The sequence below is a fragment of the Demequina silvatica genome (assembly GCF_000971215.1).
Classification (GTDB): Bacteria; Actinomycetota; Actinomycetes; order Actinomycetales; family Demequinaceae; genus Demequina; species Demequina silvatica.
This window is the reverse complement of record NZ_BBMA01000002.1, coordinates 408422-423540: the sequence shown is the minus strand read 5'-3', so window position 1 is coordinate 423540 and position 15119 is coordinate 408422. Positions and strand designations below refer to the sequence as shown.

17 protein-coding genes are annotated in these 15119 nt (G+C 72.7%); 2 read left to right on the top strand and 15 right to left on the bottom strand.

Annotated features, from left to right (window positions below):
• Positions 1 to 38 precede the first annotated feature (38 nt).
• On the bottom strand, positions 39 to 1235 hold the full coding sequence (locus AOM05_RS02030; protein WP_062518996.1) for a hypothetical protein: 1197 nt from the start codon (positions 1233 to 1235) through the stop codon (positions 39 to 41).
• A 94-nt stretch (positions 1236 to 1329) separates the two neighbouring features.
• On the opposite strand from AOM05_RS02030, the gene radA reads away from it, so the two are divergent.
• Entirely contained in the window at positions 1330 to 2706 is a 1377-nt protein-coding gene (gene radA / locus AOM05_RS02025; RefSeq protein WP_062518994.1) for a DNA repair protein RadA, read from the top strand.
• Between the two features lie 6 nt (positions 2707 to 2712).
• Here the strand turns inward: radA and AOM05_RS02020 are convergent, their stop codons facing one another.
• Positions 2713 to 3339 carry a hypothetical protein gene (locus AOM05_RS02020; RefSeq protein ID WP_156164992.1) on the bottom strand — a complete coding sequence of 209 codons (627 nt, stop codon included), beginning with the start codon at positions 3337 to 3339 and terminating at the stop codon, positions 2713 to 2715.
• Between the two features lie 59 nt (positions 3340 to 3398).
• Between AOM05_RS02020 and AOM05_RS02015 the strand changes: the two genes are divergently transcribed.
• Positions 3399 to 4310, top strand: a complete 912-nt coding sequence (locus tag AOM05_RS02015; protein WP_082097182.1) for an HhH-GPD family protein — start codon at positions 3399 to 3401, stop codon at positions 4308 to 4310.
• A gap of 13 nt (positions 4311 to 4323) precedes the next feature.
• Here AOM05_RS02015 and AOM05_RS02010 read toward each other — a convergent pair whose 3' ends face one another.
• From AOM05_RS02010 to AOM05_RS01950, 13 genes are all read right to left on the bottom strand, one after another.
• Positions 4324 to 5337: an aldo/keto reductase gene (locus tag AOM05_RS02010; protein ID WP_062518990.1), complete on the bottom strand. Its 1014-nt coding sequence runs from the start codon at positions 5335 to 5337 to the stop codon at positions 4324 to 4326.
• A gap of 160 nt (positions 5338 to 5497) precedes the next feature.
• Entirely contained in the window at positions 5498 to 6553 is a 1056-nt protein-coding gene (locus AOM05_RS02005; RefSeq protein WP_062518989.1) for an IS110 family RNA-guided transposase, read from the bottom strand.
• Between the two features lie 368 nt (positions 6554 to 6921).
• Positions 6922 to 9432, bottom strand: coding sequence for an ATP-dependent Clp protease ATP-binding subunit (locus AOM05_RS02000; RefSeq protein ID WP_062518987.1), 2511 nt, complete (start codon positions 9430 to 9432; stop codon positions 6922 to 6924).
• Between the two features lie 183 nt (positions 9433 to 9615).
• Complete coding sequence (gene dtd / locus AOM05_RS01995) at positions 9616 to 10041, bottom strand: D-aminoacyl-tRNA deacylase (RefSeq protein ID WP_062518985.1); 426 nt, start codon at positions 10039 to 10041, stop codon at positions 9616 to 9618.
• Positions 10042 to 10048: 7 nt separating this feature from the next.
• The gene (locus AOM05_RS01990) at positions 10049 to 10390 is read right to left on the bottom strand and encodes a DUF2516 family protein (RefSeq protein ID WP_062518983.1); all 342 of its coding nucleotides are present in this window, start codon (positions 10388 to 10390) and stop codon (positions 10049 to 10051) included.
• Positions 10391 to 10421: 31 nt separating this feature from the next.
• Positions 10422 to 10853 carry a type II toxin-antitoxin system VapC family toxin gene (locus tag AOM05_RS01985; protein ID WP_062518981.1) on the bottom strand — a complete coding sequence of 144 codons (432 nt, stop codon included), beginning with the start codon at positions 10851 to 10853 and terminating at the stop codon, positions 10422 to 10424.
• Positions 10854 to 10855: 2 nt separating this feature from the next.
• Positions 10856 to 11116 carry a type II toxin-antitoxin system prevent-host-death family antitoxin gene (locus AOM05_RS01980; RefSeq protein WP_062518979.1) on the bottom strand — a complete coding sequence of 87 codons (261 nt, stop codon included), beginning with the start codon at positions 11114 to 11116 and terminating at the stop codon, positions 10856 to 10858.
• A 50-nt stretch (positions 11117 to 11166) separates the two neighbouring features.
• Positions 11167 to 12303, bottom strand: a complete 1137-nt coding sequence (ygfZ, locus tag AOM05_RS01975; protein ID WP_062518977.1) for a CAF17-like 4Fe-4S cluster assembly/insertion protein YgfZ — start codon at positions 12301 to 12303, stop codon at positions 11167 to 11169.
• A 25-nt stretch (positions 12304 to 12328) separates the two neighbouring features.
• Complete coding sequence (locus AOM05_RS01970; RefSeq protein WP_062518975.1) at positions 12329 to 12916, bottom strand: heme-binding beta-barrel domain-containing protein; 588 nt, start codon at positions 12914 to 12916, stop codon at positions 12329 to 12331.
• Between the two features lie 172 nt (positions 12917 to 13088).
• Entirely contained in the window at positions 13089 to 13448 is a 360-nt protein-coding gene (locus AOM05_RS01965; protein ID WP_062518973.1) for a DsrE family protein, read from the bottom strand.
• Between the two features lies 1 nt (position 13449).
• Positions 13450 to 13887, bottom strand: coding sequence for a DUF4395 domain-containing protein (locus AOM05_RS01960; protein ID WP_062518971.1), 438 nt, complete (start codon positions 13885 to 13887; stop codon positions 13450 to 13452).
• Positions 13888 to 13920: 33 nt separating this feature from the next.
• Positions 13921 to 14355, bottom strand: coding sequence for a thioredoxin family protein (locus tag AOM05_RS01955; RefSeq protein WP_062518969.1), 435 nt, complete (start codon positions 14353 to 14355; stop codon positions 13921 to 13923).
• 18 nt (positions 14356 to 14373) lie between these two features.
• Positions 14374 to 15108 carry a hypothetical protein gene (locus tag AOM05_RS01950; protein WP_062518967.1) on the bottom strand — a complete coding sequence of 245 codons (735 nt, stop codon included), beginning with the start codon at positions 15106 to 15108 and terminating at the stop codon, positions 14374 to 14376.
• Between the last annotated feature and the right edge of the window lie 11 nt (positions 15109 to 15119).

The following is a 15119-nucleotide window of genomic DNA, read 5'->3' as shown; positions in this document are numbered from 1 at the left end:
AACCTAGCGCGGACCCCCGACGGGCTCGCGGGCTGGCATCAGAGGCCCAGCGTCTCCACGAACGCCTCGACCGCGCCCGACGGCCCGGTGGCCTCGAAGTACGCGCTGCCGTTGGTCCATCTCACCGTGGTGACGCCGTCCTTCTCCTCGACCGCGCGCTCGCCCACCACCGTCGAGCCGACCATCGCGTCCTCGAGCCCCGCGTCCTTCCCGGCCGCGCGCACCAGGGCGTCGTGGGCGTCCTGCTCGGTGTAGAGCTGGCGCGCGGTCAGGGTGACCTGGTCCGCGCCGTCGTCGTAGGTGAGGACCTGGACCTCGGCCACCCGATCGGGCAGCGCGGTGTCCGCGTCGGGGTCCGGGGTCGCGACCTCGGTGAGCGCCCACAGTCCCGACGTGACCGGCATGGCCGCGAGGAACGGCGTGGGGTCCTCGGGCACGATCGGCTCGACCTCGCGCGCCGCCGGCACGTCCACCACCTGCTGCGCGGGGATGTCGACCTCCGACGGGCGGAACAGCGCCCACGCGGCGCCGGCGAGCACCGCGGCCAGCACCACCAGCCCGATCGCGATGAGCGGCCAGGAGCGGTCGCGGCCCGGCCCGGCCGGCGCGGGGGTCCCGTCGCCGTCGCCGCCGCCGTGGTCGGGCGCGGCGGGGGACGATGCGGGGGTCACCGGGACCTCCGCGGTCGCCATGCGCGGGCGGTACAGGGCGGGGCCGGCCGTGTCCGCGGGCGGCGCGCCGCCGTCCTCAGCGACGGAGACCCACGAGGGGATCGGTGCGGGAGCCTGGGTGCGGGCGGGTACCGCCGGGGTGTACGCGGGTGGCGCGGCCGGAGCGTCGACGGCCGGGTCGAGGTCCACTGGGGCCTGCACGGGCACGATGCGCGGCACTCCACCGAGCGGGGTGGGCGCGCCGGCCGCGTGGAGCGCCGCGTTGCGGGCGGCCGCGGCGCCGAGCAGCTCGTACGACGTGGGGGCCGCGGGTGGCGCCGCGAGCGACTCCGCCTCGGCGGCGAGGTCGAACGGCGACCGCGGCTCCGGCATCACCTCATGGGCGGGCGGGGCCGGCACCGGCGAGGCGACGTCATCACCGTCGATGTCGAGGTCGATGGGGACCGGCACCGGCGGCCCGACCGGGGCGCGGGGCGCCACGGGCTTGGAGGGCGCGACCTCACGGACCGTCGCGACGGCCTCCTCCCGCACGGGCGTGCCCCTGCCCGGCTCTTCACGCGTCATGGGGTCAGCGTAGGGCCGGGGTCCGACACCGCCGCCGAGCGCGCTCGCGTGTCCGCCAGGCTCGGCTGTCGGAGGCCGCCGGTAGCGTGGGCGCATGGCCACCACCACCCGCAAGGCGACCCCCGGATACCGCTGCACCGAGTGCGGCTGGACGGCGGTCAAGTGGGTGGGCAGGTGCGGCGAGTGCCAGGCATGGGGGACCGTGATCGAGGCGGGCGCGTCGCCGGCCGGCCCTGCGACCAAGGCGACCGCGGTGACCGCGCCGGCCACCCCCATCCCCGACGTGTCCGCCGCCGCCGCGACGCGATCCGCGACCGGGGTGGGGGAGTTCGACCGGGTCCTGGGCGGCGGGCTGGTGCCGGGAGCGGTGATCCTGCTCGCGGGCGAGCCTGGAGTGGGCAAGTCCACGCTGCTGCTCGACGTCGCCGCCCGCACGGCGCGCGGCGGCGGACGCGTCCTCTACGTCACGGGCGAGGAGAGCGCCGGTCAGGTGCGGCTGCGGGCCGAGCGGATCGGGGCGCTCGAGCGGGACGTGCTGCTGGCCGCGGAGACGGACCTCGGCGCCGTGCTCGCCCACCTCGCGGACGCGGAGCCGGCCCTCGTCATGATCGACTCCATCCAGACCATCGCCTCCTCGGAGGTGGAGGGCACGCCGGGCGGCGTGGGTCAGGTCCGCGAGGTCTCCTCCGCGCTCATCCAGGCCGCCAAGACGCGCGGCATCCCGATGGTGCTCGTGGGTCACGTCACCAAGGAGGGCTCCGTCGCGGGGCCCCGGATCGTCGAGCACCTGGTCGACGTCGTGTGCCACTTCGAGGGCGACCAGCACAGCCCGCTGCGCCTGCTGCGGGCGCTCAAGAACCGCTTCGGCTCGGTGGACGAGGTCGGCTGCTTCCAGCTGGTCGACTCCGGCATCGAGTCCGTCTCCGACCCCTCCGGGCTGTTCCTGTCCCGCGAGACCGAGGCCGTCCCCGGGACGTGCCCCACCATCACCATCGACGGCAAGCGTCCCCTGCCGGCGGAGATCCAGGCGCTCGTCGCGCCCAGCGCGCTGTCGAACCCCCGCCGTGCCACGTCGGGCGTGGACGGCCCGCGCGTCGCCATGCTGCTCGCGGTCCTCCACCGGCGCGTGGGCCTCGCGGTCGCCGCGGACGACGTCTACGTGTCGACGGTCGGCGGCGCGCGCGTCACCGAGCCGGCCGCGGACGTCGCGCTCGCCCTCGCGCTCGCCTCCGCGCGCGCGGACCGGCCGCTGCGCACCGGCTGGGCCGCCGTCGGGGAGGTGGCGCTGTCCGGTGCGGTGCGTCCCGTCTCCGCCGTCGCGCAGCGGGTGGCCGAGGCCGCGCGGCTGGGCTTCACCGACGTGATCGTGCCCGCGGGCGTCGAGGTGGGCAAGGTGGCCGCGAACGTGCGCGTCCACCCGGTGGGCTCGGTGGGTCAGGCGGTCAGCCTCGCGCTCCCCACCCGCGCCTGAGCGCCGCTACTCGAGCACGAACGGCACCGCGTCGGCCTTGACGCCCGCGACGGTGACCTGCGCCCAGTAGGTGCCGGCGCCCGGCGCCTGGTCGGTCGCGGCGCAGCCCTCGGCGCTGCGGATGCGGGGCCATGCGACCTGCACGTCCTTGGTGTCACCGGCGTCCAGCAGCCACTCCTTGCCGATGAGCGACTGCTCCGCGGGGCAGTCCGCCGAGCTCCAGATGCGGTCCTCGCCCGAGGTGATCACCAGCTTGGTGTTCTTGCCCGTGGTGTCGAGCAGGCAGGCGACGTCGCCATTCTGATCGATGGTGACGTCGAACTTGGGCTGCGTGTCCGCCGGCACGTTCGCCGGGTTGGCCGCGACGGAGACCTCGATCGCGGCCGCGTCGCACTCGCCTACCGCGTTCGACGCGCTCGTGGTGGTGCTCTCCGTGGGCTCCGGCTCGGGGCCGGTGGTGGTGACGGCCTCGGGCTTCGCGGACGGCTCGGCCTTCGCGCCGTCGGAGGACAGGGCGCTCACGATCAGCCAGCCGAGAGCGACGATCACGCCGACGGCGACCAGCAGCACTATCCGGCGTCGCCAGTAGACCTCCGAGGGCTGGTTCCCCACGGGTGCGCGTAGACCCTTCATGGTTCCTCCCCACGTTCGCCATCCACGGTAGGTGCGCGATCCGCTGGGATGATGAAGGCATGCCGACCGCACCGCAGAACGCTCCCGCACGCGCCGACGCGCGCTCCGAGGAGATGGTGGAGGCGGTGCGCGCGTGGTTCGTGGAGGCCGGACGCGACCTGCCCTGGCGCGGCCGCACCACCCCGTGGGGGGTGCTGGTGAGCGAGATCATGCTGCAGCAGACCCCGGTGGTCCGTGTCGAGCCGGTGTGGCGCGAGTGGATGGAGCGCTGGCCCACGCCCGCCACGCTCGCGGCCGCCGGGCAGGCCAAGGCGGTGCGCGCGTGGGGACGGCTGGGCTACCCGCGGCGCGCGAAGCGGCTGTGGGAGTGCGCGGTCGCGCTAGTGGAGCGCCACGGCGGCGAGGTGCCGGCCACGCTCGAGGACCTGCGTGCGCTGCCGGGCGTGGGCGACTACACGGCCGCCGCCGTGGTCTCGTTCGCGTTCCACGGCCGCGCGTTGGTGCTCGACACCAACGTGCGCCGCGTGATCGGGCGGGCGTGGCGCGGCGAGGCGCTGCCCGCCGCGCACCAGACCGTCGGCGAGCGTGCGCACGCGGAGTCGCTCATCCCCGCGGACGCGGCGGGCGCCGCGGAGTGGGCGGTCGCGTCGATGGAGCTCGGGGCGCTGGTGTGCACGGCCAGGGTCGCGCGGTGCGACGCGTGCCCGCTCGCCTCCTCGTGCGCGTGGTTCGCTGCCGGCTGCCCGGGGCTGGATGCGGCGCCGCGCCGCACGCAGGCCTGGCACGGCACGGACCGTCAGGTCCGCGGCCGCATCATGGCGCTGCTGCGCGCCGCCTCCTCACCGCTCAACGTCGCGGGCCACGCGGCGCTCGCGGACGTCGAGCCAGGGCAACTCGACCGGTGCCTCGACGGCCTGGTCGCCGACGGGCTGGTGACCCGCGACGACCGGACCGGTCGCTGCTCGCTCTAGCCGCGCATCGTCCTCACGCGTAGTACGTGCCGTGCACCGCGTGCGGCTCGATCGCCGCGATCTCCGCCTCGGTGAGGTCGGGGAAGGACAGCGCCTCCACGTTCGCGCGCAGCTGCGCGACCGAGGACGCGCCCACCAGCGCGGACGTCACCCGCCGGCCGCGGAGCACCCACTGCAGCGCGAGCTGCGCGAGCGTCTGGCCGCGCCCCTGCGCGATCGCGTTGAGCGCGCGGGTGCGCTCGAGGTAGGTGTCCGTGATCTGGCCCTCGCTGAGGAACTGCGAGTGCGTGACGCGCGAGCCGTCCGGGATGCCCTTGAGGTAGCGGTCCGTGAGCATGCCCTGCGCCAGCGGCGAGAACACGATCGAGCCGGTGCTCGTGTCCTCGAGCGCCTCGAGGAGGCCGTCCTCGGGGGTGCGCTCGTACATCGAGTACTTGAACTGGTGGATCAGCAGCGGGGTGCCCAGGTCCGCGAGGATCGCGGCGGCCTCGCGGGTCTCCTCCGGGCCGTAGTTCGAGATGCCTGCGTACAGCGCCTTGCCGGAGCGGACCGCGCGGTCCAGCGCCATCATCGACTCGCCGATGGGCGTGTCCGGGTCCGGACGGTGGTGGTAGAACACGTCGATGTAGTCCACGCCCATGCGCGTGAGGGACTGGTCGAGGCTGCTGAGCAGGTACTTCCGGGAGCCCCAGTCCCCGTACGGACCGGGCCACATGTGGTAGCCGGCCTTGGTGGAGATGACGATCTCGTCGCGGTAGGGCTTGAGGTCGCGCGCGAGGAAGCCGCCGAAGTTGGTCTCCGCGCTGCCCGGCGGAGGGCCGTAGTTGTTCGCGAGGTCGAAGTGCGTGATGCCCATGTCGAACGCGGCGAGCAGGATCGCCCGTTGGTTGTCGAGGGCGTGGTGGCCTCCGAAGTTCTGCCACAGGCCCAGGCTGATCGCGGGCAGCACCAGCCCCGAGTCGCCCGAGCGACGGTAGTCCATGGAGTCGTAGCGGGCGGCGTCGGCCACATACGGATCGTGGGTCATGGGCTCAGCCTAGGCGGTGGCGCGGGGTGATTCCTCCTGGCAGCGGGATGAATCCCAATGACGCTTGTGACGGGGGTGTTCTCGCGTGACGGATGTGACCGCCTCACGAGTCGATCCGCGTCACTCCCTGCACAAGCGTCATTGACGCTTCTATGTCGCGTCAAGGGGTCGGTGCGTGTGCGAGGAGCCTGTAGATGCGGCGGGCGAGGTAGCGCTTGAGGGAACGGGTGATGTCGCGGTTGCTGCGGTTGTCGGTGGTGTGACGCGCGACGTAGTCGCGCGTCACAGGGTCGATGCGCTTGCGTGTCAGAACGATCGAGTGCAGGGCACGGTGGAGTCTTCTGTCGCCGCCTCGGTTGAGGCGATGGTGCGTGGTGTTACCCGATGAGGCTGGGATGGGGCATACGCCTGCCAGCGAGGCGAACGCGGCCTCGGAGCGGATGCGGCCGGGGTGGGACCAGGCGGTGAGGATGATCGCGGCGTTGATCGGTCCGATACCGACCTCGTCGAGCAAGATCGCGACCGGTGATGCCAGCACGAGGGCGTGGAGCCGGTCGTGGTTGTCGGCCAGCTCGAGATCGGCCTGGATGATCGCGTGGGCCATGCGGCGCGCTTCGGCGCGTGCCGTGGCGGTTGCGACGTCCTCGACGCGGTCGCGCCAGGCGGCGACGGTCGCGATCTGAGAAGTCTTGAGGGGGTGGCGGGCGTCGATCCCCAGATCGTGCAGGCGGAGCAGCGCGGTCAGGGCGTTGATCGACGCGGTGCGATGGCGCGTCAGCTGCTCACGACCAGCCAACAGCACCGCCACCGCCGCACGAATGCCTTCGTCGTGGCGGGGATCGCGCAGCTCGTCGACGTCCGCGGGAAGCACCGAACGGGCGATCAGTTCCGCATCGATGGGGTCGGACTTGCCTCGTCCGGACCGCCACGCCTTGGGGATCGGCCCGGGTTCAACCACGCGGTAGCCGGCCTGACGGGCGGCGTGGGCGATCAGCGCACCGTAGGAGCCGATCCCTTCGATCACGACCAGCGTCGCCATGTGGCTGCACTGTCGACCGATCCAGGCAACCGCGCGCGACAGTCCTCGCGCGTTCGTGGGGAACGCCGCGGTGTCGCCGCGGGCACCGGTTGCCGCGGTGATCGCGGTCACCGTGTGGGTGCGGGCGTGGGTGTCGATCCCGATGACATTGAGGTAGGTGTTTGCGACGATGGTCATGGCGGTGGATCTCCTTCCGGGTGACGTCGCTGTCATGGACCGGCGTCGACCCGGTGGGATCACTGCGAGGCAATCCTGCAAAGGGCCACAACCCACGGGTTGGGCAAGCTTCTATCAAGCCATCGGGGTGGACGGGCCGGCGCCGGTCCCCACGCCCGAGTGGACATGCCAATGACAAGACACCCCACATCGGGGGTCAGGAACTCGAAGAGTCACACTCGGGCGTCAGGACCAGCATCCACCCCGACAGCCAGCCCCGGGCCAGCCAACCTCACACTTGCAGGAACTCGACGCGCGGCCCGGACATGCGAGAGGCCCGACCCCCGCGAACGGGGATCGGGCCTCTCGACACGAGCGGACGGTGAGGGTCACTCCGGCTTGGAGGCGACCTCCGGGTCCTCCACGGGCTCGCCCACGACGGCGTCGCGGTCGATGCCCTCGAACGTGAACTCGCCGAGGATGCCCTCGCCCTGCGCGTCCACGCGGATGATCTGGCCCGAGGTGACCTCGCCGAAGAGGATCTTCTCCGACAGCGGGTCCTCGATCTCGCGCTGCAGCGCACGGCGCAGGGGTCGGGCGCCCAGAACCGGGTCGTAGCCCTTCTCCGCGAGCAGCTGCTTGGCCGCCGTGGTGAGCTCGATGCCCATGTCCTTGTCCTTCATGCGCTCGTCGAGGCGGGCGACCATGAGGTCGACGATCTGGATGATCTCCGCCTGCGTGAGCTGCGGGAACACCACCACGTTGTCGACGCGGTTGAGGAACTCCGGCTTGAAGTGCTCCTTCAGCTTGCCGTTGACCAGCTTGACCATGTCCTCGTAGGTGTGGCCGCCCTCCCTGATCGCGGAGAAGCCGGTCGCCTGGCGACGCGAGATCGCGTCGGCGCCGAGGTTGGTGGTCATGATGATGATGGTGTTCTTGAAGTTCACCTCGCGACCCTGGGCATCCGTCAGCTTGCCGTCCTCCAGGATCTGGAGCAGCGAGTTGAAGATGTCCGGGTGGGCCTTCTCGACCTCGTCGAACAGGACCACGGAGAACGGCTTGCGGCGCACCTTCTCGGTGAGCTGGCCGCCCTCCTCGAAGCCGACGTAGCCGGGAGGCGCACCGAACAGGCGGGCCACCGTGTGCTTCTCTCCGTACTCGGACATGTCGAGCGAGATCAGCGAGTCCTCGTCGCCGAACAGGAACTCGGCGAGCGCCTTCGCGAGCTCGGTCTTACCCACACCGGTCGGGCCGGCGAAGATGAACGAGCCGCCGGGGCGCTTCGGGTCCTTGAGGCCGGCACGGGTGCGGCGCATCGACTGCGCGAGCACCTTGATGGCCTGCTCCTGACCGATGATGCGCTTGTGCAGCTCGGCCTCCATCGACAGCAGCCGCGAGGACTCGTCGGAGGACACGCGCGTGACGGGCACGCCCGTGGACATCGACAGCACCTCGGCGATCAGGTCCTCGTCCACCACGGCGGCGACGTCGAGGTCGCCCGACTTCCACGCCTCCTCCTTGCGCGAGCGCTCCTCGGAGAGGCGGCGCTCGACGTCGCGGAGCGACGCGGCCTTCTCGAAGTCCTGCGAGTCGATCGCGGACTCCTTGTCGCGGCGGACGCCGGCGATCTTGTCGTCGAGCTCCTTGAGCTCCGGCGGCGACGTCATGCGACGGATGCGCAGGCGCGCGCCCGCCTCGTCGATGAGGTCGATCGCCTTGTCCGGCAGGAACCGGTCGGAGATGTAGCGGTCCGCCATGGTCGCGGCGGCCACGATCGCGTCGTCCGTGATGGTGACGCGGTGGAACGCCTCGTAGCGGTCGCGCAGGCCCTTGAGGATCTCGATCGCGTGCGCGAGCTCCGGCTCCGGCACCTGGATGGGCTGGAAGCGGCGCTCGAGGGCGGGGTCCTTCTCGACGTGCTTGCGGTACTCGTCGAGCGTGGTCGCGCCGATGGTCTGCAGCTCGCCGCGCGCGAGCATCGGCTTGAGGATCGAGGCCGCGTCGATCGCGCCCTCGGCCGCGCCGGCACCCACGAGCGTGTGGATCTCGTCGATGAACAGGATGATGTCGCCGCGGGTGCGGATCTCCTTGAGCACCTTCTTGAGGCGCTCCTCGAAGTCACCGCGGTAGCGGGAGCCCGCGACCAGCGAGCCGAGGTCCAGCGTGTAGAGGTGCTTGTCCTTGAGCGTCTCGGGCACGTCGCCGCGCACGATCGCCTGGGCCAGGCCCTCGACCACGGCGGTCTTGCCGACGCCGGGCTCGCCGATGAGGACGGGGTTGTTCTTGGTGCGGCGTGACAGGACCTGCATCACGCGCTCCATGATGAGCTCGCGGCCCACGACGGGGTCGAGCTTGCCCTCGCGCGCGGCCTGCGTGAAGTTGCGGCCGAACTGGTCGAGCACGGTCGAGCCCGCGGGCTGACCCTCCTGCGGGCCGCCGCCCGAGGTGACGGGCTCCTTGCCCTCGTAGCCCGACAGCAGCTGGATGACCTGCTGGCGCACGCCGCCGAGGTCCGCGCCCAGCTTGCCCAGCACCTGCGCCGCCACGCCCTCGCCCTCGCGGATGAGGCCCAGCAGGATGTGCTCGGTGCCGATGTAGTTGTGGCCCAGCTGCAGTGCCTCGCGCAGCGACAGCTCGAGGACCTTCTTCGCGCGAGGTGTGAAGGGGATGTGGCCCGACGGGGCGTGCGAGCCCTCGCCGATGATCTCCTGGACCTGCTCGCGGACGCCGTTGAGGGAGATGTCCATCGCCTCGAGTGCCTTCGCGGCCACGCCTTCGCCCTCGCGCACCAGGCCGAGCAGGATGTGCTCCGTGCCGATGTAGTTGTGGTTGAGCATCCGCGCCTCTTCCTGCGCGAGCACGACCACTCGACGGGCTCGATCGGTGAACCGTTCGAACATGTCAGCCTCCCTTGATTCGTCCGGCCGGGGCCGGGGTCGCGGCGGTCGCCCACCGCGGGTGATTCCAGGCTAACGGCGGCCCCCCGCCGCTCATGCCCGTGTTCGCCAGGGGCGTGACGACCGTTACCGCCTCGAAACACGCGAGGGCCGATGCGGGGCCCGCCCGCAGGGGCGGGCCCACACTCACGCCTCGAGCAGGATGGTGATGGGCCCGTCGTTCACCAGCTCGACGTCCATGTGCGCGCCGAACACCCCGGTGCCTACCTCGAGACCCCGCGCGCGCAGCGCGGCCACGACGGCCTCGACCAGCGGCTCGGCCACGGGGCCGGGCGCGGCGCCGTTCCAGGAGGGACGGCGGCCCTTGCGCGTGTCGGCGTAGAGGGTGAACTGCGACACCACGATCACGGGTGCGTCGACATCCGCCAACGACTTCTCGTCGGTCAGGATCCGCAGCTCCGCGATCTTGCGCGCGATGGTCTGCACCTGCTCCGGGCCGTCGCCGTGGGTGACGCCCACGAGCGCCACGATCCCCTGGCGGTCGAACGACGCGGTGACCGTGCCGTCGACGGTCACGGACGCGCGCGAGGCGCGCTGGAGGACCGCCTTCACCCGCGGGTCACCAGCCGCCGGTGGAGCGGCCACGCGAGCCGCCCGACGGGCCGTAGCCGCCGCCGAGCTTGGGGCGCACGTCCACCAGGTAGACGATGACCGCGACGATCGCCGCGATGCCCAGGATCCCGCCGATCCCGCCGCCCGTGCCGAGCGGCCACGGCAGCGAGATGAACGCGATGATGGTCGCGACGCCCAGGATCACCAGCCAGATGGTCTTGGACCACTTGCCGGCCGCGGTGAACGCGCCCTCGGGACGGCGCGCCGCGTCGATGAGCCCCCAGATGGCACCCGCGAACGCGGCGAGCGAGATGAGGAGCACGACGGTGTTCTGCAGGAAGCCGAACATGGGAGTACCTCCGGGTAGGCGCGACGGGTTCCTACGCTAACGCAGGGGGCAGGACCTGCAGTCCCTCGGCCCTCCCGGCCGCCGCGAGGCGCCGGTCCCAGCACGCGAACACCGGCGAGGCGCCGGCGAGGGTCAGCGCGCTCGCGAGGTGGATGGCGTCGCCCGCGCGCAGCGGCCTGCGGTCCGTCAGGTCCGCGGCGCGCTCGCACACCGCGGCGCTCACCTCGACCTTGACCACCCCCGGCCACAGCTCGTCCCAGCGCTCGCGCGCGGCGGCCGCGGGCGCCGCGTCGATGCGACCGATGCGCTCCGCCGAGGCCAGCACGGACCGCACCTCGGCGTCGGCGAGGCGGGAGGTGACCAGCGCATCGGCCCCCTTCCACAGGGACACGGCGAGGTCGCTGCCCGTCTCGAGGACGCACAGCTTGAGCAGGGCGGACGTGTCGAGGTAGACGAGTGCCACGGCTACCTGCGCAGTCGCCCGAGCAGGCTGGACAGCGCGTCCTTGGCCGCCTCGGCCTGCGGCAGGCGCGGCACGGCGCGGTCCGAGGCGGGCACGGCGATCACGCCCTCCTCGGCCAGCCTCTCGAGCAGGGACGCGGACTCGACGGGGCCGAGCTTGGCGACCGGCAGGCCGCCCTCGGTCAGGATCACGTCCTCGCCGGCGCGGGCGGCGGCCAGCGCATCGTCCAGGTGCGATGCCAGATCGCTCAGGGGGATCTCCACGGGGCCACCGTAACCCCGCGACGCCCGGAGCGCCGGGAGCGGCGCCGGGATCAGCCGGGCAGGTCGCCGCCGTCGGCGGCGCAGCCCTTGCCCATGAGCAGGCCCTTCATGGTGGGACCGGGCTTCGGGGGACGGTCGGCGGAGAAGCCGTCCGCGTTCACGATCAGCTCCTGCGCGGCGGTCACCGGCCCGCCGTCGGTGGGCACCGTGAGCACGGAGGACGGGTCCACGGAGCGCTTGAGGATCGCGAGTGCGACGGGGCCCAGCTCGTGGTGGCGCGCCACCGACGTGACGCGTCCCACGGTCGCGCCCTCGGCGTTCAGCACGTCCGCGCCGAGCTCGGGCAGCGAGTGGCCCGAGCCGTCGAGCAGCAGCATGGTGAGGCGGCGCGGGGGGCGGCCCACGTTGTGCACCTTGGCGACGGTCTCCTGGCCGCGGTAGCAGCCCTTGTGCAGGTGCACGGCCGTGCGCAGCCAGTCGAGCTCGTGGGGGAGGGAGTGGTCGTCGACGTCGAGGGCGGCGCGGGGACGATGCGCGGCGATCCTGATCGCCTCCGTCGCCCAGGTGCCGGCGAGGGTCCAGCCGGCGTCGACGCGGGCCTCGATCTCGGCGGCGAGCGTCTCGCGCGGGACCAGCACGATGCGCCACGGGCGCACCGCGCCGGACAGCGCGGCCGGATCCGCCGCGTACGAGGTGCCGCCGGCGGTGACGCCGGGCCACGGGTCCACCCAGGTGACCGGCTCGCCGTCGCTCGCGGGACGCGAGACCGCCTCGCCGATCGCCGCCCACCCGGCCGTCGCATCGTCCACCTCGACCCGCAGCATGAAGCGCATGCGGTCGAGGAACGCGGCGAGCGCCGGCGCGGACTCGGTGATCAGCCAGGCGGTGGTGCCGTCGTCGACCAGGCCGGCGACGTGCTCGATGCGGCCCTGCGGGGACAGGATCATGAGCTCCGCGGACTCGCCGGGCACGAGGCCCGCGACCTGCTGCGTGCACAGCGAGTCGAGCCACGTGAGCCGGTCCGGGCCGGTGACGGTGACGATGCCGAGGTGCGACTGGTCGGCGACCGCGCGACCCGCCTCGAGGGCGCGCTGCTCCGCGGTCGGGTCGCCGTAGTGCCACGCGACGGGCGCGTCGGTGCCGAGGCCCGCGACGGCGCCGTGGCGATCGAGAAGTGGGGAGGTCATGACGTCTGAACGCGCGGGGAGGCGGTCAGGATTCCTGGGCGTCGTCGGGACCCACCGTCTCCGCGCCCTCGGGCACGGCCGGGCCGTCGACGCGGGCGAGACGTGCGCTCGCGTAGGACTGCAGCTCGTGCCCGAAGGCGGCCATGTCCCACGCCCACATGAGCTCGCCGCCCACGTTGCCGTACATGCGGGTCGCGCCGCGCACGTCGGGGCCGGACTCGGTGGCCGCCGCGAAGCGGGTCGCGAGGTCGATGCGACCGTTGCCCACGGCGCCGAAGTACGCGGTGAGCAGGCCCGACGCGTCCGCCAGGACCACCTCGAGGGGGTGCTGGAAGTCGGCGAGCTCGACGCCCTCGGGCGCGCTCGGCGCGACGCGCCAGAAGCCGGACTCGACGGACCACACCTGGCCCACCTCGCCGTCGGGGCCCATCAGCGTGATGGAGGACGTATAGGAGAGGTACGGTCCGCCGTCGTGGTCGAACACCACGCGCTGGCGGAAGTCCGCTGCGTCGATGCCCGGGTAGTCGATGACGCCGTGGCCCTCCCACGTGCCCACCACCCAGGCGAGGGGGTAGACCTCGGGGGCGAGGTCGGACGGGATGACGAACGTCACCGCTTCGGGCCCTTCACCAGGCGGAAGGCGACCACGCCCGCCACCCAGGCGGTGGCGGCGAAGGCGGCGACGGCGAGCGCGATGAACGTGACCTCGAGAGCAGTCATGCGCCGAGTCTATGCCGGGACGGAGGTCCCGTTCCACGCGCAGCGCGGGGGGACGATGCGGTGGCTCAGTAGACCAGCGCGGTCGCGTCGGCGGCGGTCGCCTCCGCGACGAAGGCGGCGGCGCCGGCGATCCGGGCGCCGGGGACCAGGTCCTGCTCGGTGATCTCGCGGCGCATCGCGCACTGCGCGCACACGGTGAGCGTGCCGCCCGAGGCGAGGATCGCGTCCCGCAGCTGCGACAGCGGCGGCGAGTGGGGGATCACCACCTCCTCGGTGCCGGGGAGGGCATGCAGGGTCGCGTCGCCGGTGAGCCACACGCTCACGTCGAGGCCGGACGCGGCCCCGGTGGAGGCCACCGTGAAGGCCTGCATGAGGGTCTCGACGCGATCCGTGCCGGACGTGATCTTGACGACGAGGGTGGCCATGTCAGGCGGCGCGGGTGGTGGCGCGCTTGAACAGAAGGTAGATCTCGCAGCCCAGGCACAGGTCGAACACGCTGTTGAGGAAGGACGCGAACGTCACGAACCCCGTGAACACGTAGAAGCCGGTGTCGAAGCCCAGCAGGCCGGAGCCCACCGCGAGGATGCAGAAGGTGATGCCCATCTGCTGCGCGAAGCGCGGCGGGCGGAAGGACTCGGTCTCGCGGGGCGGGTCCAGGCGCGGGCGGATCACCTTGCGGAACACCCAGCCCTGGAGCGTGGCCTGCGGGCCGATGATCGCGCCGGGGATGAAGAGGACCAGGAGCACGGCCATGATCGCGACGCCCACGGGGTTGGCGCCCGCGATGAGCGCGGACACGGAGAACGCGAGCTGCCAGAACGCGCCGAACCGCGGCCCGCGCGGGTCGATCTGGATGTCCTTCATGATGCTCCCCTCGCTGGTAGCCGGAGTCTACGGCTAGATGGCGTAGTCGGTGCCCGTGCGCGGCACCGCCGCGAGCGCCTCGCGCGCCTGCTGCTCGGTGGGCGCGCCGGAGATCCGCGACACCACGACGCCGTCGCCGTCGAGCAGCAGGATGGTCGGGGTGCGCATGATCTCGAGCTCGCGGGCCAGGTCGAGCCGCTCGGCGGCGTCGATCTCGATGTGGGCCACCTTGGGGTCCTCCGCCGCGATGCGCGAGAGCAGCGTGGCCGTGGGCGGGCACTTGGCGCACATGGGCGTCGAGAACTGGACGAAGGTCGCGTGGTAGCCGCGCTTCGCGCCGAGCGTGGTGGAGGACAGGGCGCCGGCGCGCTCCACCTCGCGGGCGACGCCCTGGCGCCGCTGCCACCACAGCGCGACGGCGGTCGCGACCGCGAGGATCGCGACGACGATGACGATGCGCAGCAGCACTGTTCCTCCGGGGTTCCCTCAGCCGACGAGCAGGCGGCCGCCGATGTAGACGAGCGCCCCTGCAGCAAGAACGGGCGCGAGGGCCGATGCCATTCCCGGCAGCCATCCGGGCTGGCGCGGCTCGCGCCTGTTGAGCTCCTGGAGCAGCGTCACGATGATCGCGCACAGCAGCCCGACGCCCGCCCCGGCGTACCACGGGATCTCCGGGAACAGGGCGCCGGTCGCGGCGCCCGACAGCGTGCCCATGCCGAGCGCGATGAGGGAGTTGGCCTGCGCGCTGCGGGTCATGACGCCGGTCACGGCGGCCACCGCGAGGGCGATGCCGCCGGTCACCACCAGGTCCTCCGCCCCGTTGGTGCGGGCGGCGGCCACCCAGGCCGCGCCGGACGCCACCACGATCGCCCCGCCGCACGTCGCGGCCACCGAGGTGACGGCGCGACCGCGGGAGCTGGGCCAGAACACCTCGGACACGAGCGCGGCGATGACCATGAGCGCGACGGCGACGGCCATGTGCCGCAGGTGCGGCTCGACCCGGCCCGCGAGGACCGCGACCAGCGCGAGAGCGCCGCCGCCGATGAGGATCACCGACGCGGTCCGGCGGCGCGACGCGCGCAGCAGCACGGGCCAGCCGAGGGCGAGGACCACGACGAGCGCGAACACCGCCGCGGCCAGCGCCGTGGCCCCGAGGAACCCGCCCACGGCGATGAGCGCGGCGGCAGACGCGCTGATGGTCGCCCTGGTGGTCGAAAGCATGGGCGTTAGTG

Bases quoted from the DNA above. Each gene is read 5' to 3' on its own strand.
- radA (WP_062518994.1), top strand. From the start codon at position 1,330: ATGGCCACCACCACCCGCAAGGCGACCCCCGGATACCGCTGCACCGAG.
- AOM05_RS01990 (WP_062518983.1), bottom strand. From the start codon at position 10,390: ATGTTCGGCTTCCTGCAGAACACCGTCGTGCTCCTCATCTCGCTCGCC.
- AOM05_RS02010 (WP_062518990.1), bottom strand. From the start codon at position 5,337: ATGACCCACGATCCGTATGTGGCCGACGCCGCCCGCTACGACTCCATG.
- AOM05_RS02005 (WP_062518989.1), bottom strand. From the start codon at position 6,553: ATGACCATCGTCGCAAACACCTACCTCAATGTCATCGGGATCGACACC.
- AOM05_RS02000 (WP_062518987.1), bottom strand. From the start codon at position 9,432: ATGTTCGAACGGTTCACCGATCGAGCCCGTCGAGTGGTCGTGCTCGCG.
- AOM05_RS01965 (WP_062518973.1), bottom strand. From the start codon at position 13,448: ATGGCCACCCTCGTCGTCAAGATCACGTCCGGCACGGATCGCGTCGAG.
- AOM05_RS01950 (WP_062518967.1), bottom strand. From the start codon at position 15,108: ATGCTTTCGACCACCAGGGCGACCATCAGCGCGTCTGCCGCCGCGCTC.
- AOM05_RS01960 (WP_062518971.1), bottom strand. From the start codon at position 13,887: ATGAAGGACATCCAGATCGACCCGCGCGGGCCGCGGTTCGGCGCGTTC.
- AOM05_RS02030 (WP_062518996.1), bottom strand. From the start codon at position 1,235: ATGACGCGTGAAGAGCCGGGCAGGGGCACGCCCGTGCGGGAGGAGGCC.
- AOM05_RS02020 (WP_156164992.1), bottom strand. From the start codon at position 3,339: ATGAAGGGTCTACGCGCACCCGTGGGGAACCAGCCCTCGGAGGTCTAC.
- ygfZ (WP_062518977.1), bottom strand. From the start codon at position 12,303: ATGACCTCCCCACTTCTCGATCGCCACGGCGCCGTCGCGGGCCTCGGC.
- AOM05_RS02015 (WP_082097182.1), top strand. From the start codon at position 3,399: ATGCCGACCGCACCGCAGAACGCTCCCGCACGCGCCGACGCGCGCTCC.